The sequence below is a fragment of the Bradyrhizobium sp. LMG 9283 genome (genome assembly GCF_045571415.1).
Taxonomy (GTDB): Bacteria; Pseudomonadota; Alphaproteobacteria; order Rhizobiales; family Xanthobacteraceae; genus Bradyrhizobium.
On record NZ_CP120691.1, the window covers coordinates 3,728,022 to 3,746,924 of the forward strand.

Here is an 18,903-nt window from a genome sequence, read left to right on the forward strand (position 1 = left end):
CTGCTTGAATTGACTGGGCCAAACTGCACGACGGGCCCCAACTAGGCGAGACGCCTGAGATTAAGGACCCCGATGACGGCATCAGATGCGGGAACCGCAGCCTGGACTGGCCGGCTGACCGGGAGCGGGGCGGGGGTCTCCGTTCCGGTCGCAACCGCCATCGTTGTGGCCGACATGATCGGGGTCGGCGTCTTCACCAGCCTCGGCTTCCAGGTCAAGGACATCCCGTCCGGCTTCTCGATTTTGCTGCTCTGGACGGTCGGCGGCATCGTCGCGCTGTGTGGAGCGTTCGCCTACAGCGAGTTGGGCGCGATGTTTCCGCGCTCGAGCGGTGAGTACAACTTGCTCGGTCGCACCTATCATCCGGCCTTCGGCTTTCTCGCCGGCTGGGTGTCAGCGACGGTCGGCTTTGCAGCGCCCGTCGCGCTCGCCGCGATGGCGTTCGGCGAATACGCCAAATCGGTCGTGCCAGATCTGCCGCCGATCCCGCTCGCCATTGGTGTGGTGTGGCTGGTCTCGATCGTGCAGCTGACCGGCGTCAGGCACTCCTCGACCTTCCAGCTGATCTCGACCATCCTCAAGGTCGTGCTGATCGTCGCCTTCCTGGTCGCCGGCTTTGTCATCGGCGTGCCGCAGCCGATCGCCTTCACGCCGCAGCCGGGCGACCTCGCCCACATCGTCAGCGCGCCCTTCGCGATTGGCCTCGTCTTCGTGATGTATTCGTTCTCGGGCTGGAATGCCGCGACCTACATCATCGGCGAGATGAAAACGCCGCAGCAGAGCCTGCCGCGCGCGCTGCTCGCGGGCACGCTGATCGTGCTCGTGCTGTACGTCGCACTCAACGCGGTATTCCTCTATTCCACGCCGGTGAGTGCGCTCGCCGGCCAGCTCGACGTCGCCAGCGTCGCCGGCAGCGCCATCTTCGGCAGCCTCGGCGGCCGGATCGTCGGCGCCATGATTTGCGTTGGCCTGATCTCCTCGATCAGCGCGATGATGTGGATCGGGCCGCGCGTGATGATGACGATGGGGGAGGACATTCCGGCCCTGCGCGTGTTCTCGAAGCGATCGGTGAGCGGCGCGCCGGCCTATGCCATCCTGTTTCAGCTTGCGGTCGCGACCCTGCTGTTGTTCACGCGCAGCTTCGAGGCGGTGCTCGACTTCATCCAGTTCGCGCTGTTGTTCTGCTCGTTCTTCACGGTCGCCGGCGTCATCAAGCTCCGCATCACCGATCCCGATCTGCCGCGGCCCTATCGCACCTGGGGATACCCGTTCACGCCGCTCGTTTTCCTGCTCGTGACCGCGTTCATGATGTACTACCTCTTGACCGAGCGGCCAGTGCAGTCGCTGTCGGGAATGCTCGTCATGCTCTCGGGCCTGTTGATTTACGCTGTCTTCCGCAGGCGGCCGGTCGCCGCTGTCGCTTCACCACATCCCGAATAGACATGGTCCGCCCCCTGAGAATTGTGGCCGTCGCCCTTGCCCTGCTGGCTGCGTCCGTCTGGTCCACGCATGCTGCAGAGGTCACGTTCGACGACACCGCGCGCTTCCTTGCGGGCATGCAGCCCTCGGCGGACTCGCCGCTGGTGCCGCTCACCAAGGATCCGGCCTGGCAGCGTCACGCAAAATTCTTCGACGGCGCCTTCGCTCAGCTCGAGCAGAGGCAGCTCTCGAAGATCCGCAGTTGGGCTGACGTCAATCTAGCCGCGCCGCGGCCGACCATGTTCTACATGTTCAGCGGCCCGGATTTCCTCTACGCCAATGCCTTCTATTCCAGGGCCAGCACCTACGTGCTCGGCGCGCTGGAGCCGGTAGGGGCCGTGCCCGATCTGACGCGGCTGCCGCGCGGTTCGGTCGGCGCCGCGCTCTACAATGTCGAGCGCTCGCTCGGCTCGATCCTGAGCTTCTCCTTCTTCATCACCAAGCAGATGAAGGTCGACCTGCACGCCAACCAGGTCAACGGCACCTTGCCGATCCTCTATGTCTTCCTGGCGCGCTCCGGCAAGATCATCCGCAATGTCGAGATGGTCGCGCTCGACGACAAGGGCGGGATGCATGTCGGTGACGACAATCCGGGACGGAACGCGACGCGCGGCGTCCGCATCACCTTTGCGGGCAGCGATGGCGAAGCGCGCACGCTGTATTATTTCTCGACCGACCTCTCCAATGCCGGTGCGCGCAACACCGGATTCCTGAAATTCTGCGAGGCGCTGGGGCCAGGCAACAGCCTGCTCAAGAGCGCCTCGTATCTGTTGCATTCCGGCAATTTCACCGTCGTGCGAGACTGGTTGCTCGCCAACAGTGCCACCATCATCCAGGACGATTCCGGCATTCCGCTCGCGAATTACAATGCGCGGCAATGGCGGTTTTTCCCGTTCGGCCGCTATCTGGGCCCCATCGACGAATTCCCCGGCCGCTACCAGGAGCGCTACGCCGAATTGTTCACGCGCGCCCAGCCGATCGATTTCGGCGTCGGCTATCGCTGGCGGATGCACGAGTCGAATTTGCTGCTGGCGGTGAAGGTGCCGGGCAGCGAGACCGCGCCGGCGGCGGAGTCCACTTCGGCTGCCGAGCCGGCGCCAAGGCCGCCGCGCCCGAAGCGGCTGCGGCCGCCGGAGCCGGACCCGCCGTCACAGGGACGTTTCTTCTGGTTCCGCTAGCTACCAATGCACGCTCTGGCTCGGCACGATGAACGTCGTCGTGCTTGGCTGTGTCGCAAGGCTCCTCGCCAGATACCAACCTGAGCCGAGGACGAGCGCGAGCAGGGCGATGATGGCGAGCAGGTCGATGGTTCTGGGATCGTGTCCCCGATGACTGAAATTCGGGCCAGGCTTGAAGTGAAAATGAGGGCTGATTTTCCAGCGCATTATTGTTTCCTCCCGTGGGAGCATCAAAACAACGCGAGCAGAAAGTTCCGGTTCCGGTCAGGGCAGCGATGCACAAATCACCGCGCAAACGTCAGGATGCATTGACCCCACGCCAGCGGCCGTAGCGCCACGGCAGATACCAGCGTGCGCCCTGCGGCGCGGTGAGGGGCACGTTGTCGATGCCGGATGTGCCGAACGGATTGCAGCGGAGCAGGCGTGCGAGCGTCATCCAGCCGCCGGCCCAGAGCCCGAACCGTTCGATCGCCTCATCTCCATAGACCGAGCAAGTCGGCAAATGCCGGCAGTTGTAGCCGACCAGAGGCGACAGCGTATGACGATACAGCCAGATCAGCGCGCGGCCCAACCTGCGCGGCAGCCGGAGCACACCGTCGACGGAACTGGAACAATGCTCGCAGGCTGACTGCTTCATGTGCGCTTTGCTGCGATGTTGATCGAGGTGTGCATGGTTCCGGCGCAGGGAACCGTAAGCTGTTGTTTGTACGCCATATTTTGCATGCTTTTTGGGAGCAGTGCAGCAAGTATCTGTGGACGATCTGTATTCGCCCGGATACCATTTTTGTGACGTTCGTGTGTAAGAAACATACGCCTGTATGATGGACTCACACGGCGCTACCGGTGATTGTTTGGGGACCTTTGGGGCTTGGGGAAGGAACCAGATTGAGACTTCTGAACTCCCTTAATCTTCGCGGCTGGTTGCTGGTGGGAACCGCCGTTTGTGGAGTCGCGCTGGCTGGCGCCGTCGCGACATTCGGGTCGTCGGCCCGCGCCGGCGCTGCCCTCGAAGAGCGCAAGCTGCCGATGAAGTTCAGCTGGGTTGCCTGCGAGCCGAACTGCCGCGGCTGGATCAGCGCAGTCGGCATCATCACCGCCGACACGCCTAAGGACTTCGAAGAATTTTCGCGCGGCCGTCAGCTTGGGGGCGCCACGGTGGTGCTCGACTCCAGCGGCGGTTCCGTCAATGACGCGATCACACTCGGTAGGCGTTTCCGCAATCTCGGGCTTTTGACCACAGTCGGCGTCAGCCTCCGCGGCGGGAAGTCGGCTCGCCCGGCGGTCACGCCGGAAGCCTATTGCGAATCCATGTGCGTGTTCCTGCTGCTGGCCGGCAAGAAGCGCTACGTGCCGGAAGCCGCCCATGTCCGCGTCCATCAGATCTGGATGGGCGACCGGGCCAACGATGCCAAGGCCGCCAGCTACAGCGCGCAGGATCTGATGATCGTGGAGCGCGACATCGGCCGTCTCGCCAAATATACATTCGACATGGGCGGCGCAGGCGACTTGCTGTCGCTTGCGCTCAGCGTCCCGCCCTGGGAACAGCTGCATGAGCTCGACGCCGGCGAGCTCAAGCTCACCAATCTGGTCACGACCGATCTCGTGGCCGATGTGCTCCCGCATGTGGACATCTCAGCGCCGGCAATGGCAGAGCTTGCACCGAGGACGCAGGCCAGGTTCGCCGCGGAACCGGAGCAGGGGCAGCCTGCCAAGTCGACCAAGACGGCGGAAGCCTTGGTGCCGACCGGCAGCGCGGCAGCGCCGGCTACGGCGGCGCAGAAGTAAGCTCACCGCACTGTCATTCCGAACCCGGAATGACATCGACGGGCTCAGCCCTGCGCCGCGGCCGGCTGCTTGGTCTTGGCCTCGATCTGGCCGATGGCATCAACCACGGCATCGAAGGTGAGAAGCGTCGAGGCATGGCGCGCCTTATAGTCTCGCACCGGCTCGAGGAACTTGATCTCCTCCCATTTGCCTTCAGGAGGCGCGCCGTTCTCCTTCAGCATCTTACGAACCGTTTCGCGTAACTCACGGAGTTCGCTCGCAGTCGAGCCGACCACGTGACTTGCCATGATGGATGAAGAGGCCTGGCCCAGTGCGCACGCCTTCACGTCATGGGCGAAGTCGGTGACGGTGTCCCCGCTCATCTTGAGATCGACCTTCACAGTCGAGCCGCATAGCTTCGAGTGCGCGGTCGCGGAGGCGTCGGGATCCGACAGCCGCCCGAGGCGCGGAATATTCCCGGCCAGTTCGATGATGCGCTTATTGTAGATGTCGTTCAGCATGTGATGAAGTCCAGCACTTCCGCACCTGTTCGGCCTTGGCGGGCGGCGTCCACGGTCCTATATAGGGGCGGAACCGGCGGAAAAATAGTCCAGCGATGAGGCGGCGGTGATCCAGATCTGTGCCGCCAGCATGATGACTCGGGACCTTTTTCGCCGAAACTGTTCTCTTCAGGCGTCCGGCGGCTTGGCCGCCCCGTCTGCCGGTGACACTCCGGCCGTTAGGGCCGTCGAACGGAGTCGATATGGACGCTGCAATCAAATCTATCCGCCCCAACAAGCCCTCCGACCGGCAGCCCGAGAGCCGCCCAGCCGAGCTTGATCCTGCCGAATTCCTCTCGGCTGCGGTCCGCGCCGACCAGCCGCGCCCCGCGCGCGCCGAGGCGGAAGCGGCGGTGAAGACGCTGCTCGCCTATATTGGCGAGAACCCCCAGCGCGAGGGCCTGCTCGACACGCCGCGCCGCGTCGTAGAGGCCTTCGACGAGCTCTATCAGGGCTACCACCAGTGCCCGGCCGAGGTGCTCGACCGCACCTTCGGCGAGACCGCCGGCTATGACGATTTCGTGCTGGTGCGCGACATCGAATTCACCTCGCAGTGCGAGCATCACATGATGCCGTTCTACGGCAAGGCGCATATCGCCTATACACCGGTGGAACGCGTCGTCGGCCTGTCCAAGCTTGCCCGCCTGACCGACATCTTCGCCCGTAGGCTCCAGACCCAGGAGCACCTGACGGCGCAGATCGCCGCGGCCATCGACGAGATCCTCAAGCCCCGCGGCGTTGCAGTGCTGATCGAGGCCGAGCATACCTGCATGTCGGTGCGCGGCGTCGCCAAGCATGGCGCCTCCACCTTCACCAGCCGCTTCACCGGCATGTTCCGCGACAATCCGGCGGAGCAAGCCCGATTCCTGTCCCTGGTGCGAGGCCCGACGCGCTGACCTCGCGAGGCTTTATTTTTTGAGCATGATCTTTCCGGAAAACCGCTTCACACTTTTCCGGATCATGCTCGAGCGAGGGTCCCGTGTCCGCTCATTCCCATGAGATCGAGGAAGGTCTCGCCTTCCTGCCCAAGTTCGACGCGAGCGGCCTCGTGACCTGCGTCGCGACCGACGTCGCCACCGGCGACGTGCTCATGGTCGCGCACATGAACGAGGAGGCGTTGCGCAAGACGATTGCGACCGGCGAGGCCTGGTACTTCAGCCGCTCGCGCAATGCCTTATGGCGAAAAGGTGAGACCTCAGGTCAGACCCAGCGCGTCATCGAGATGCGCACCGATTGCGATCAGGATGCGGTCTGGATCCGCGTCGAGCAGATCGGCGCGGCCTGCCACACCGGCCGACGGTCATGCTTCTATCGCAAGATAGAGGCGGAGGGCGGAGAAGCTAGGCTGGTCTTCGTGGATGCCGAGCGGCTGTTCGATCCGGACGCGGTGTACAAGAAATGACGTCGTCATTCCGGGGCGGCTCGAAGAGCCGACTATGGTGCGCAATTGCGCACCTGAGAATCTCGAGATTCCGGGTTCGCGCTGTCGCGCGCCCCGGAATGACCACTTGCGGCAATTAACCCCGCATTAACCATGCCTGTCCCACGGTGAGACGACGGGCGCCGAATTGCCGGCGTCGCTCAACGCCGCGCGGGGCGGGCACTTCATCATGTCGATCGACAATTCCAGTGCCACGCAGACGGCCGGACTCGATCCGTCGCGGGCGCGCGTCGCCGGTGCGATCAAGCAGGCCTCGAACATCTCCGGGGTCAGCTTCCAGTACATGCTGACCACCGCCAAGATGGAATCGGATTTCGATCCGACGGCGGGGGCCACCACCTCGTCCGCGCACGGGCTCTATCAGTTCATCGACCAGACTTGGCTCGGCACGGTGAAGGAGGCGGGCGCCCAGTTCGGCTATGGCAGCTTCGCCGACGCCATCACCAGGACCTCGGCTGGCACCTACACCGTCGATGATCCCGTGATGAAGCGGTCGATCATAAAGCTGCGCGATGACCCGGAGGCCGCATCCACCATGGCGGCGGCACTGACGCAGTCGAATAGTTTCAAGCTCACCGGTCTGCTCGGCCGCAGGCCAAGCGACAGCGAGCTCTATATGGCGCATTTCATGGGCGTCGGCGGGGCCGCAAAACTGATCGCCAATGCCGAGGACAATCCGCAAGCGGTCGGCGCGCGGCTGTTTCCCAACGCGGCTGCCGCCAACCGCTCGATCTTCTACGCCAAGGACGGCCGCGCCCGCAGTGTCTCCGAGGTCTACTCGGTGCTCGACGCACGTTACGCCAGTGCGGCCAATTCGAAACTGACCCGCAGCGCGATGGCGATGTATGGCGGCACGCCGTCGACCACTGAGGTCGCCAGCGCGAACGGCGTGCAGCCGACTCCACCCGTGACCGACAACGCCGTTTATCTTCAGACTTTTCCCAATACGAATGCCGTGACGCCGGTGAGCGCGACATCGTCCACGACTGTCGCGGACAATGCGCCGACGACGCCGGCATTCCGCTCGATCTATCAGCCTGGCGACACCAAGCAGCCAGTCTCGACCACAGTGCAGAAACTGTGGGGCAACAACGCTTCGCTCACCTCGGTCGCATCAGTGACGCCGGACGTGCGGCCGCCGCAGCCGCTCGATCTCTTCAGCGATCGCAGCGGTACGTTCTCGAGCTAGTCGAGATCTAGTGTCCCGGACGCGCTGCAGCGTGAAACGCTGCTGCGCAGAGCCGGGACCCATATCGCAGCAATTCCTTCCGTTGAATTGGGCCCCGGCTCTGCAGCGCGTCGCTCGCTGGACGATGCTTCGCATCGCCAGGGAGGCGCTGCGCAGCGTTCGGGGCCCGGCTTCCGGGCGCTTTGTTCCCTTAACAAAACGTCAATAAAACCAGCCAGTTATGGTGAACGCTTTGTTAAGCGTCGTGGTTTATTTTGTGTTGCAAGTGACGAGCCGTCACCATTTTCGTTTGTTGTGTAAGCCGGAAGCAGCATGATTGTTCGGCAGTTCATTCATTGGATCAGGACGGCGCCTGCCGGCGAGCGGGCCGAGGCAACACGGGCGTTGGCCCGGGCCTGGCTGATCTCGGACCTTTCTGCAGACGACCGCATCGCCGCCGAAGGCGCGCTTCTGATGCTGCTCGACGATCCCTCGCCGCTGGTGCGGCAGGCGATGGCCCAGGCCTTTGCCCGCAGCGCCGAGGCACCAGCCGCAATCGTGCGGGCGTTGTCGGCAGATCAGCCGACCGTCGCACTGCCCGTGCTCGAACATTCTCCGCTGCTGATCGACGCCGATCTCGTCGACATCGTCGCGACCGGCGACGAGGAGGTGCAATGCGCGGTGGCCCGCCGCATCGCATTGCCGGTATCGGTCTGCGCCGCGATCGCCGAAGTCGGCTGCGCGGCTGCCGCACTGGAGCTGATCGAAAATCCCCACGCCGAGCTGGCTCCGTTCTCCTGGCACCGCATCGTCGAGCGTCACGGCCATCTCGCAGCAATCCGCGAAGCGATGCTGGTGCTGGAGGATCTGCCGGCCGCAACGCGTGCCGCGCTGGTGGCAAAGCTCTCGGAGACGCTGGCGCAATTCGTCGTCGCGCGGAACTGGCTGAGCGCCGACCGCGCGGACCGCATCACCATCGAGGCACGCGACCGCTCCACCATGAACATCGCGGCGCGCTCGCGTGGCGAGGACATGCAAGACCTTGTCCGGCATTTGCGCATCACTGGCCAGCTGACCGCGGGGCTGATCCTGCGCGCACTGCTGTCGAGCAATCTCGATTTGTTCGATGCGGCTCTCGCCGAGCTTGCCGACCTGCCGCTGGCACGCGTCACCGCGCTGCTGCACGACCGCGGCGGCAACAGCCTGCACGCACTGCTGCGCCGCGCCGGCCTTCCCGAGGCGACGTTTGCGGCATTCCAGGTCGCGCTCGATGCCTGCCACGAGCAGGGCTTCGTCGATAGCGACGACGGCGCGGTGCGGCTGCGCCGGCGCATGGTCGAGCGCGTGCTCACCCATTGCGAAACCGACCGGGGCGCCACCGAGCCGCTGATGGTCCTGCTGCGCCGCTTCGCCACCGAGTCCGCGCGCGAAGAGGCACGGCTGTTCTGCGACGAGCTGGTCGCGGATGATACGATCGATCCAGTTTATGATGATCTGATTGCGGCGTAACGAGATGCGGTAGGGTGGGCAACGGCGCATTGCGCCGTGCCCACCATTTATCCACACGGCTTATGCCGATTGGTGGGCACGCTTCGCTTTGCCCACCCTGCGATTCTGCTCGTGTCGATAGGGCAGCCGCAAATTCCGTCATTGCGAGCGAAGCGAAGCAATCCAGAATCTTTCCGCGGATGCATTCCTGGATTGCTTCGTCGCAAGTGCTCCTCGCAATGATGGGGTGGACGGCCCCCGAACGGCATCGGTGTGCCAGACTGGTGATGTTGAGTCGAACCAGACAAAGGGAGCCGTCCATGACGAAGATTAGCACGATTGGGGTTGATCTGGCGAAGAACGTTTTTCAAGTCCACGGGATTGACGCGTCGGGAGCTGTGGTGGTGAGGCGCCAGCTCAAGCGAGCCTCGGTCGAGAAGTTTTTCGCACAGTTGCCGCCGTGCCTGGTGGGCATGGAGGCTTGCGGCAGCGCTCATCATTGGGCGCGCGTGATCGGCCGGTATGGCCACCAGGTGCGGTTGATGCCGCCGGCTTATGTGAAGCCCTACGTCAAGCGCAACAAGAACGATGGCCGCGATGCCGAAGGGGTCTGCGAGGCTGTGACCCGACCGACGATGCGGTTTGTTCCGGTGAAGAGCATCGCGCAACAGGCAACGCTGGCGGTTCATAGCGCGCGTGCCTTGCTGGTTCGGCAGCGGACCATGGTGGCGAACGCCTTGCGAGCAGCGCTGAGTGAGCTCGGGATCGTGGCAGCGCAAGGATATCAGGGGCTTCGCGGGCTGATGGCCCGGCTCGAAGAGCCGAGTGAGGAGATCCGGAGATGATGCGCAGCGCCCTGTTGATGCTGGCCAAGCACTGGCAGGCACTCGATGCCGACGAACGGGTGCTTGAACGGCAGCTCGCCAAGGCTGCCCGTGGCGATCGCGACGCCAAGCGGCTCATGGAGGTCCCAAGCGTCGGCCCGATCATCGCCAGTACGGTCCTGGCCAAAGTGCCCGACGCAAAAGTGTTCCGCTCCGGTCGCGACTTCGCAGCCTGGATCGGGATCACCGGCAAGGACCACGGCACCGGAGGCAAGCATCGCCCCGGGAGGATCTCCAAACAGGGAGACCGTGTGCTGCGAGCGCTGTTGATCAGCGGTGCCAGCGCCTATCTGCGGCAACAGAAGGCGCGCGGCGTCACCGATCCGTGGCTGCGTGATCTGCTGGCGCGGCGGCCTTATAAGGTCGCCATGGTGGCCTTCGCGGCCAAAACCGCCCGGATCATCTGGGCCATGCTGGTCAAAGGAGAAACCTACCGAGACCGCGCGAGCGCGCCGGCTGCGGCCTAGTTGAGGGGCAACAGCCGCCGCGCTCGCGCTCCACGCCTATCGGAAGGGCACTAAAGGTGTGATGGCAAATGGTCTGGAAAACGGGATCGAAACACTCCGCATCGTCATCGCGCGTCACAGCGCGCCGCAATGATTGGAACAGCGATCTCCATCAGGGCCCGCGGTCAATGGCCGCTTCTCGAGGCCGTATACATGACCGCTCCCCGATTCATTTGCTGAAGCACCAAAAAGCCCTTGCCGAGAGGGGGCCGTCCATACATGCCGAGGGGAGAGAGCGGGATGCTACTCCACCGGCGCGATGCTGGGCGCCAGGATCACCTCGAGATGCTCGGGGCGGTCGCGGTTGACCTGGGTGAGATAGTCGTCGGCGACCTTGCGCAGGCGGCGGCTGAGCTCGGCGGAGACGCTGATCCTGTCGAGCCTGGTGTTCTCGTGCACGATGGCGAGAATGGCGTTGATGTGGTGCGTGAACAGCTCGGCCGGCACCTTTTCCAGATCAGGCGCGTGCTCGATGACGCGGCACAGGCTCTCGGCGATTCCCGCTGCCGAAGGAAAGCCGAAAGTCGCCGCATCGCCCTTGATGTCGTGTGCGGCGTGGAACAGCTCGTCGCGCAGCTTCTTCGTGAAGCCATCCTTCTGCACGGCAGTCCAGGCGGCGGACAATCTCTCGACCTCGATCGCCATCCAGTCCTTGAACTCACTGGCGAGGCTCGCGAGCGCCCGTTCGGCGCGGCCGACCGGATCGTCCATGTCCTTTTCTTCGACGCGGCGCAGGACCTTGCGCAGCGGGTTGGGCTGCGTGATGACTTGATGCGTGGCGAAGGCCTTGACCTCGATGTCCTTTGCGCTGTTCTTCGCCATGATGCCTGCCTCGTCTGAAGGACGTTGCGCTATAGGGAGGAGCGGGCCTTGTCGAGCAGCGAGGGCTGCTGCAGCACCTCGTGCTTTTCGCCGACGCGGCGCTCGGGGCCCATATAGGCGGAGTTGGTGTTGCGGCGCCGGTCCGGGCCGAAATAGGTCTTGGTCTTGATGAAGGGGCGGGGATTGGCGACCACGTTGAGGATGCGCTGATAGAGTCCCTTGGCCGAGATCGGCTTGGCCAGGAATTCGGTAACGCCGGCATCGCGTGCGACCGTGACGCGGCGCTTCTCGGAATGTCCCGTCAGCATGATGATCGGCGCGTAAGGATTGCCCTTGGATTCCGGCTGCCGGATCATCTGCGCGAGCTCGAGCCCGTCGAAGATCGGCATGGCCCAGTCGGTGATGACGATGTCGGGCACGTAATGGCTGTACATTTCGAGCGCCGTGGCGCCGTCCTCGGCTTCATAGACCTCGCGCGCGCCGAAGGAATGCAACAGCGTCCGCAGGATGCGGCGCATGTGCGGATTGTCGTCGCAGACGAGGAAGCGCAGCTTGTTGAAATCGATGCGGAACATGACGCCCGGGCCAAAGCGGTCAACTTTCGTTAACCATATCGCGCCGGCGGTTAACGAAGGGTTGCGATCGGGGCTCGGAAGGCGTTGCGGGGCAGGCGGTTCAATAGCCGAACTGCTCGCGCAGGATGCGCTCTTCCAGGCTGTGGCCGGGGTCGAACAGCATCCGCATCGCGATGGTCTTGTCGGACAGCACCTCGACGCGGCGGACGTCGCGCACCTCGTCGTGGTCGGCGACGGCTGCCACCGGCCGCTTGTCGCCCTCCAGCACCTCCATCACGACATAGGCCGTGTTGGGCAGCAGCGCACCGCGCCAGCGGCGCGGGCGGAAGGCGCTGATGGGTGTCAGCGCCAGCAACGCGGCGTTGATCGGCAGGATCGGCCCCTGGGCGGAGAGGTTGTAGGCAGTCGAGCCGGCCGGCGTCGCCACCATGATGCCGTCCGCAATCAGCTCGGACATGCGCTCGCGCTCGTCGATCAGGATACGCAGCCGCGCCGCCTGGTAGGTCTGCCGGAACAGGGCGACCTCGTTGATGGCGTGGTGCAGATGGACGCGGTCATTGATATCGGTCGCGCGCATCAAGAGCGGATTGATCTCGGATTCGTGGGCCGCCTCGAGCCGCGCGCGCAGATCGTGCGTTGAATACTCGTTCATCAGGAACCCGACGGTGCCGCGATGCATGCCGTAGATCGGCTTTCCCGTGTGCATGTGCTGGTGCAGCGTCTGGAGCATCAAGCCATCGCCGCCGAGTGCGACGACGACGTCGGCCTCCTTGGGGTCGCAATTGCCATAGTCCCTGGTGAGCTGGCCGAAGGCGACCTGCGCCTCATTGCTCGGGCTGGCGACGAAGGCAATCCGGTCGTATCGCGAGGGCTTGGTCATGGCTTCTCGGCAGGGCCGCCTTGCTGGAGAAAAGTTCCGCCGGGCTCGTCTATACGACCTAAGCATCCATTGTCGAGGATGACCGCCCGCCAAAGCTAACGGGGGCTGTGCAACCGGATTTAAGCACAGAACCGGGGGATTTGAACCTGGCCGGCTTCTTCAGGCCCTGTCAGACCAATGATCCCCCAAACCGTCGCAATTCCGCGCTAACCTTTCTGTTCTCACCGGCTGTCACCGCCGGGTAGGGAGAACGATCATGGTCACGAATTTGCCGGTGCTCCGTCACGCGAGTCTGGTGCTGGCGGTCTCGGCTTTCGCTCTCGCGGGCCTTGCGCGCGCGGATGATCCGCCGCAGCCGCGCTCCGAGGCGGCATCGCCGGCCGGACAGAAGGGCGGGCGCGGTGGCGCGCAGAGCGCGTCGCAAACATCGTCATCGATCGCCGAGCTACACCGTCTGCCGCCGGATTCGACCACAAAGCAGACGCTCGATCTGCCCGGCCGAACCCTCAACTTCGCCGCGACCGCCGGTTCGATCCGCGTCTTCGACGGCAAGGGCGAGCCGCTGGCCGACATCGCCGTCACGTCCTATGAGCTCGACGGTGCCGACCGCGCGACGCGCCCCGTGACGTTCCTGTTCAATGGCGGGCCCGGCGCGTCCTCAGCATGGCTCCAGTTCGGCGCGGCCGGTCCGTGGCGGCTGCCGCTCGATGGCGAGGCCCTGTCGCCCTCGGCCTCGCCCGAGGTGAGGCCGAACGCGGAAACCTGGCTCGACTTCACCGATCTCGTCTTCATCGATCCCGTCAGCACCGGCTACAGCCGTTTCGTCGCGAGCGGCGAGGACGCGCGCAAGTCCTTCTACTCAGTCGACGGCGACGTCAATTCGATCGCGCTCGTGATCCGGCGCTGGCTCGAAAAGCACGACCGGCTGACCTCGCCGAAATACGTCGCGGGCGAGAGCTATGGCGGCATTCGCGGGCCGAAGGTCGTGCGCCAGCTGCAGCTTCAGCACGGTATCGGCGTCAGGGGACTGATCATGGTGTCGCCGTTGCTGGATTTCCGCGAGTTCACCGGCACGAGCCTCCTGCAATACGTCGCGACGTTGCCGAGCTATGTCGCGGTGGCACGCGAAGCCAAGGGACCGGTGAAGCGCGCCGACCTCGCCGACGTCGAGGCTTACGCGCGCGGCGAATTCCTGACCGATCTCGTCAAGGGCGAGGCGGACAAGGAGGCAACCAATCGTCTCGCCGACAAGGTCGCCGAGCTCACCGGCATCGATCAGGCGGTCAGCCGCAGGCTCGCCGGGCGCTTCGACGTCGGTGAATTCCGCCGCGAGCTCGACCGCAAGAACGGCAAGGTGACGGGACGCTACGACGGCTCGGTCCGCGGCTTCGATCCCTATCCGGATTCCGGCAGCTCCCGCTTCGGCGATCCCTCGGGCGACGCGCTCCAGGCGCCGCTGACGAGTGCGGCCGTCGACGTCCTGACGCGCAAGCTCAATTGGCGGCCCGACGGCTCCTATGAGGTCCTGAACGGCAGTGTGGAAGGCCACTGGGATTTTGGTCGCGGCATCAACCCGCCACAATCCGTTTCCGAGCTGCGCCAGATCCTCGCCACCGATGCGAAGCTGAACGTGCTGGTCGCGCACGGCCTGTTCGACCTCGCCACGCCCTATTTCGGTACCAAGCGGGTGCTCGACCAGTTGCCGGCTTTCGTGACGCAGCGCGTGAAGTTCGTCGTTTATCCCGGTGGCCACATGTTCTATTCGCGCGACGGATCGCGGCAGGCATTCCGGAGCGAGGTCGAGGCGCTCATTCGGGAGTAGCCCGGCGCTTGCGCGGCTTATACCTCCGCGCGATCTCGCGCGCGACGACTTTGGCCGGTTTCACGTTCGCTCCGGCGATCCAGATGTCGCTGATCTTGCCGCGCTTGTCACGAACCCGGCGCACCGGCTCGCCGTGGCTGGAATAGCCGGCAGCCCAGGCGAGCTTGCCCGTGTCGCGGCCCATGACTTCGATCTCGGCGGCATCCATGAACGGATTGTTGAACTGCGGATTGGCGACGAGCACGCGGTTGCCTGCGGGGACGAGATCGGTCGCGCCCCAGATCGTCCACCATCGGCCGGTCCAGTCGCGCACGCGCCGGTCAGGCGCGCCGCGGGTCTGGAAGACGCGCAGGATCTGCATCGCGCCATCCATCCAGAACGGGGCCGCGCCGTCGATGGAGTTGCTGAGGATGCTGATCGAAAGCTCGCAAGCGGGAATGGCGCAGGTCCGGGAGATGTAGCCCTGGAAACCGCCGCCATGACCGAACCAGTCCCAGCCGTCGGTCTTGCCGGCATTGACGCCCAAGCCATAGTAGGCCTCGAAGCTCTGCGGGATGCGCCAATGATTTCGCGTCATCTCGCGGCGGCTCGCGACCGACAGCACGCTCTTCTTCGCATTGGCGGCCAGCTGTGCGAAGAATCGGGCGGTGTCGGCGGCAGTGGCGACGAAGCCTGCGGCGGAGGCCATCGCATGTGCGGGATTGTCGCCGGGGATGACGTAGCGCTCGCCCAGCGGCACTTTGCGCGTATGACCGCACGCGAACGGCGTGCCCTTGGCAAGCGGCGCATTCGGCTCGGTTTCACGCAAGCCCGCGGGTTCGATGATCTCGCGTTTGATCCAGACGGAGTAGGGCTCCTTGGTCACGGCCTCGATCACGAGACCGATCAGCCCAAAGCCGTGATTGGAATACTTGAAGCGGGTGCCGGGCTCGATTGCGGTGGCCAGTTTCAATTCTGTGAGCAGCTCGTTGGCGTCGAGATAGGGGCGGCTGTCGATGAATTGGCCGGAATCGGCGCCGTCGCGCGTCAGCCCCGCGCTGTGCGACAGCACTTGCGCGATCGTCGTCTCGGCGACGTGCGGATGCAGGCCGCCGATATATTGGCCCACCGTGTCGTCGAGCCGGAGCTTGCGCTGCTCGCGCAGCTTCATGATGCCGGCCGAGGTGAAGCTCTTGGAGTGCGAAGCGATGCGGAAGCGGTGGCGCGGGGTGAGCTTCTCGCCGGTGTCGAGATTGGCGAGGCCGAACGCATGCTCGGCGACGACCTCGCCGCGATGGGCGAAGGCCACGATGACGCCCGGCTGCTGGATAGTCATCAGTTGGAATTCGATCCAGGAGCCGATGTAGTCGATCGCGGATCGCAGCCACGTGTCCATTGCGCACCAATTTGCGAGGGAGAATTGGGTGCGCGAGGCTAGCCGAAAATGCAGAACGGGCACAACCCTGAGGTTGTGCCCGTCCGCTTCGTTAGGAGATGCGATTGTCTCAGTAGACCAGCGTCGCGCCGGTCGGCTTGTCGAGCGCTGCGGCAAGCGAGCGATATTCAGAGCTGTCGGTGCCGGCGAGCGATGCGATCTTGTTCAGATGATACTGCGCCTGTTCGCGGTTGCCCTGCTCGAGCTGCCAGAGGCCGTAATACTGCCAGGTGCGGACGTGGTTCGGATCGTCCTTCAGCGCCAGCTCGTAATAGACCTTCGACGACTGGTAGTCGCCGAGCTTGCGATAGGAATAGCCGATCAGGTTGGCGACGTCGGCGACGTCGTCGCGCCCCAGCGACTTCAGCTGGTCGATCGCGCCGGTGTAATCGTGCTTGTCGTAGATCGCGGTGTAGGCGGTGCGATAAGCCGCGAGGAATTTGGGATCGCTGACGGAAGAGCTCTTCTTCTTGCCCTTCTTGGACGAGGAGTCCGATTTCGGCGGCGAGGACGGCTCGTCGCTGCCAGCGGCGTAGGCACTGGACAGCACCGGCGCAGCCGCCAACGTCATGACGACGAGGCCCGGCACAACAAGCGTTGAGAGTTTGCGCATCTAAAGTCTCCCGTATGGAACGTGGCGATCCTACACGATTGCCCAAAGACCGGAACACCCATCGGGCAGAAACATTCCCGCTTCGCACGATCTATTCGCCAAGTCCTGTTCGCCAAGTCCTGTTCGCCAAGCCCTATTCGCAAAGTCGCGCTCTTCGCCCAGCCGCGGATGACAAACTTGTCATCGAGATGAACGGAAGCCTGCAAGGGGCTTCAGACTGGGTTCAGTGCGCCCCGCCTAGGCTCCGACCCACGATCGAAGGGGTGACGAGAGGGCGCCGCCTCAAGATCCTTCCAAGAGGAGACCACCATGTTGAAGACGATTTCCGCAGCCTTGCTCGCAGCTTCCGTGATCGCAGCTCCCGCCTTCGCCGCTGAAGTCGGCAAGACCACCACGACAGCCCCGGTGATCAAGGCGGACCAGAGCCAGATCAAGGCGGCGACCACCGCCGCGAAACCGGACGCCGGCGTCAAGGCTTCCGATGTAAAGGCTCCCGATGTCAAGGCGGATGCCAAGGTGGAGACCAAGTCGAAGGCGATGAACGCCAACGCCGCGGTCACGACCGACGAGCACAAGACCGTGCGCAAGCATCGCCATCACCACAAGCAGGTCTCGGCCAAGCAGTCGCAGAAGGCACAGCCGGACGTGACCAAGCCGGCGACGTCAGACAAGCGCAACTGACGACTGATCCCGCGCGGCGGCATCCCTGGCATTGCCCCGCCGCCGCGCGCGGACGTCAGGCCTGGTCCGTTCGCCACACCTTGCGCGAAAGCCCGAGGTGCCGGCAGCGGGCCGGTGCGCTGTTTGCGCCGCTGCAAGCGAATTCCCTTCGCGCAGGCTTGGGGCTAGAACGTCTCCGAATCTGATCGAGCGGAGAGCGGGGCCTGTGGGGCGATTGGCGAGATGTGCGGTGATCCTGGCGTTGCCGCTGGCGCTTGCGGCATGTTTCGGCAGCGACGGTGACCGTCCAACCCTGCTGGGTGGGACACAGGCCGGTGGGCCGCAGCCGTTTCCCGACAATTTCCGGAGCGACACGCTGGCTTTGATGAAAGCCTATCTCAACAATCCGGTCGGCGTGCGCGATGCCAGCATGGCCGAGCCGGTGCAACGCGAGGTCGGCGGCCGGCAGTTCTATGTGAGCTGCCTGCACTTCACCCCGCGCGAGAGCGATGGCAGCTACAAGGCCATGCGGGAGCGTGCCGTGATCTTCGTCAACGGCCGAGCGGATCGCGTGGTCGACCGGACCAGCGATGTCTGCGCCGGTGCGGTTTACGCTCCCTTTCCGGAACTTGAAAAGATGACGCGGTAACGCAAAGCCCGCCTTCATCGCCTGGTGTTAGACAGAAGCGCCGGAGCCGCCGGATCACGTTTCGGCGAGCTTTGAACGGGGTGGTTTTGTCTTGCGACAAATCGCTGCGGCGGCCTTGCGCAGTCGCCGTGACGGAACAAAATCGCCTTGTTGCCAAGCCGTCACAGTAACGAACGATCAACGTTCCGGCATCGCCGCGAAGCAACCCAATTCACGCCACGTTGTTTCCCGAGTGTCGTAAATGAAAGAACGGGGATGATCATGAAGCCGATCTTGCTCGGTGCAGCAGCTCTGCTGGCGCTGGCCGCACCGGCGGCCGCCGCGGACATGCAGCCGCGCACCTATACCAAGGCTCCGGCCTATACGCCGCCGCAGGTCATCTATAACTGGACCGGTTTCTACATCGGCGGCCATGTCGGCGGCGCGTTTGCCGGCGACAGCAGCTTCCAGTCCAGCGACGCCCGCTTCATGGGCGGCGTGCAGGGCGGCTTCGACTACCAGTTCGCGCCCAACTGGGTGGTGGGTGTCGAGGCTCAGTATTCCTGGCTGCCGACCAACAACAACGGTGTCACCTTCCCGCAGGGCACGCAGGTCACCTCCAACACCGACCAGATCGGGTCGGTGACCGGTCGCATCGGCTACACCTGGGGACCGACGCTGCTTTACGCCAAGGGCGGTTATGCCTGGCGCAATAACGGCCTTGGGGTGAACATCGCTGGGGTGCCGCAGGCCTTCACCACCACCGGCAACAGCAAGGACGGCTATACCGTCGGCGCCGGCCTCGAATACATGTTTGCGCCGAACTGGTCGGCCAAGGCCGAGTACCAGTACTACAATTTCGGCAGCACCACCTTCACCTCCGGCCCGGCCGACATCGTCGGCGTTCGGGGCCGGGAGGACGACCATACCGTCAAGGTCGGTGTGAACTACCGCTTCGGCTGGGGCGGCCCGGCGGCCTCCCGCTACTGACGGCCAGCGACGATCAAAGACCCGACAAAGG

At 64.2% G+C, this 18,903-nt stretch carries 19 protein-coding genes and 1 pseudogene; 12 read left to right on the top strand and 8 right to left on the bottom strand.

Features of this window, described 5'->3' with window-relative positions:
- Positions 1-72: 72 nt before the first annotated feature.
- Both P6U29_RS17380 and P6U29_RS17385 read left to right on the top strand, forming a co-directional pair.
- On the top strand, positions 73-1,440 hold the full coding sequence (locus tag P6U29_RS17380) for an APC family permease (RefSeq protein ID WP_407118700.1): 1,368 nt from the start codon (positions 73-75) through the stop codon (positions 1,438-1,440).
- Positions 1,441-1,442: 2 nt separating this feature from the next.
- The gene (locus P6U29_RS17385) at positions 1,443-2,657 is read left to right on the top strand and encodes a hypothetical protein (RefSeq protein WP_407118701.1); all 1,215 of its coding nucleotides are present in this window, start codon (positions 1,443-1,445) and stop codon (positions 2,655-2,657) included.
- On the opposite strand, the gene P6U29_RS17390 is transcribed toward P6U29_RS17385, so the two are convergent.
- Together P6U29_RS17390 and yidD are read right to left on the bottom strand one after the other, a co-directional pair.
- Entirely contained in the window at positions 2,658-2,864 is a 207-nt protein-coding gene (locus tag P6U29_RS17390; RefSeq protein WP_407118702.1) for a hypothetical protein, read from the bottom strand.
- Between the two features lie 91 nt (positions 2,865-2,955).
- Positions 2,956-3,294 (bottom strand): membrane protein insertion efficiency factor YidD, encoded by a 339-nt coding sequence (gene yidD / locus P6U29_RS17395; protein WP_407118703.1) that lies wholly within the window; start codon positions 3,292-3,294, stop codon positions 2,956-2,958.
- 248 nt (positions 3,295-3,542) lie between these two features.
- On the opposite strand from yidD, the gene P6U29_RS17400 reads away from it, so the two are divergent.
- Positions 3,543-4,442: a hypothetical protein gene (locus tag P6U29_RS17400; RefSeq protein ID WP_407118704.1), complete on the top strand. Its 900-nt coding sequence runs from the start codon at positions 3,543-3,545 to the stop codon at positions 4,440-4,442.
- Between the two features lie 44 nt (positions 4,443-4,486).
- Here P6U29_RS17400 and P6U29_RS17405 read toward each other — a convergent pair whose 3' ends face one another.
- A complete protein-coding gene (locus P6U29_RS17405) occupies positions 4,487-4,942 on the bottom strand; it encodes an iron-sulfur cluster assembly scaffold protein (protein WP_407118705.1) in 456 nt (151 codons plus the stop codon).
- A gap of 242 nt (positions 4,943-5,184) precedes the next feature.
- Between P6U29_RS17405 and folE the strand changes: the two genes are divergently transcribed.
- From folE to P6U29_RS17430, 5 genes and pseudogenes are all read left to right on the top strand, one after another.
- A complete protein-coding gene (gene folE / locus P6U29_RS17410; protein ID WP_407118706.1) occupies positions 5,185-5,877 on the top strand; it encodes a GTP cyclohydrolase I FolE in 693 nt (230 codons plus the stop codon).
- A gap of 83 nt (positions 5,878-5,960) precedes the next feature.
- The gene (hisI, locus tag P6U29_RS17415) at positions 5,961-6,383 is read left to right on the top strand and encodes a phosphoribosyl-AMP cyclohydrolase (protein ID WP_407118707.1); all 423 of its coding nucleotides are present in this window, start codon (positions 5,961-5,963) and stop codon (positions 6,381-6,383) included.
- 208 nt (positions 6,384-6,591) lie between these two features.
- A complete protein-coding gene (locus P6U29_RS17420) occupies positions 6,592-7,611 on the top strand; it encodes a lytic transglycosylase domain-containing protein (RefSeq protein ID WP_407118708.1) in 1,020 nt (339 codons plus the stop codon).
- A 312-nt stretch (positions 7,612-7,923) separates the two neighbouring features.
- Positions 7,924-9,099, top strand: coding sequence for a DUF2336 domain-containing protein (locus P6U29_RS17425; RefSeq protein WP_407118709.1), 1,176 nt, complete (start codon positions 7,924-7,926; stop codon positions 9,097-9,099).
- Between the two features lie 299 nt (positions 9,100-9,398).
- Positions 9,399-10,429 (top strand): annotated as a pseudogene (locus P6U29_RS17430) (IS110 family transposase).
- A gap of 282 nt (positions 10,430-10,711) precedes the next feature.
- Here P6U29_RS17430 and P6U29_RS17435 read toward each other — a convergent pair.
- The 3 genes from P6U29_RS17435 to P6U29_RS17445 form a co-directional block, all read right to left on the bottom strand.
- Entirely contained in the window at positions 10,712-11,290 is a 579-nt protein-coding gene (locus tag P6U29_RS17435) for an Hpt domain-containing protein (protein ID WP_407118710.1), read from the bottom strand.
- A 29-nt stretch (positions 11,291-11,319) separates the two neighbouring features.
- Complete coding sequence (locus tag P6U29_RS17440; protein ID WP_407118711.1) at positions 11,320-11,865, bottom strand: response regulator; 546 nt, start codon at positions 11,863-11,865, stop codon at positions 11,320-11,322.
- Positions 11,866-11,965: 100 nt separating this feature from the next.
- Positions 11,966-12,745, bottom strand: coding sequence for an NAD kinase (locus P6U29_RS17445; protein WP_407118712.1), 780 nt, complete (start codon positions 12,743-12,745; stop codon positions 11,966-11,968).
- A 256-nt stretch (positions 12,746-13,001) separates the two neighbouring features.
- Between P6U29_RS17445 and P6U29_RS17450 the strand changes: the two genes are divergently transcribed.
- Positions 13,002-14,567, top strand: coding sequence for a S10 family peptidase (locus tag P6U29_RS17450; RefSeq protein WP_407118713.1), 1,566 nt, complete (start codon positions 13,002-13,004; stop codon positions 14,565-14,567).
- On the opposite strand, the gene P6U29_RS17455 is transcribed toward P6U29_RS17450, so the two are convergent.
- On the bottom strand, positions 14,554-15,942 hold the full coding sequence (locus P6U29_RS17455) for a serine hydrolase domain-containing protein (protein WP_407118714.1): 1,389 nt from the start codon (positions 15,940-15,942) through the stop codon (positions 14,554-14,556). The two genes, P6U29_RS17450 and P6U29_RS17455, sit on opposite strands and share 14 nt — an antisense overlap.
- A gap of 109 nt (positions 15,943-16,051) precedes the next feature.
- Positions 16,052-16,594: a tetratricopeptide repeat protein gene (locus tag P6U29_RS17460; protein ID WP_407118715.1), complete on the bottom strand. Its 543-nt coding sequence runs from the start codon at positions 16,592-16,594 to the stop codon at positions 16,052-16,054.
- A gap of 309 nt (positions 16,595-16,903) precedes the next feature.
- Between P6U29_RS17460 and P6U29_RS17465 the strand changes: the two genes are divergently transcribed.
- The 3 genes from P6U29_RS17465 (at position 16,904) to P6U29_RS17475 (ending at position 18,872) form a co-directional block, all read left to right on the top strand.
- On the top strand, positions 16,904-17,275 hold the full coding sequence (locus P6U29_RS17465; RefSeq protein ID WP_407118716.1) for a His-rich protein BRANT: 372 nt from the start codon (positions 16,904-16,906) through the stop codon (positions 17,273-17,275).
- A gap of 232 nt (positions 17,276-17,507) precedes the next feature.
- Entirely contained in the window at positions 17,508-17,903 is a 396-nt protein-coding gene (locus tag P6U29_RS17470) for a hypothetical protein (protein ID WP_407119349.1), read from the top strand.
- Positions 17,904-18,164: 261 nt separating this feature from the next.
- Positions 18,165-18,872 carry an outer membrane protein gene (locus tag P6U29_RS17475; protein ID WP_407118717.1) on the top strand — a complete coding sequence of 236 codons (708 nt, stop codon included), beginning with the start codon at positions 18,165-18,167 and terminating at the stop codon, positions 18,870-18,872.
- Positions 18,873-18,903 lie beyond the last annotated feature (31 nt).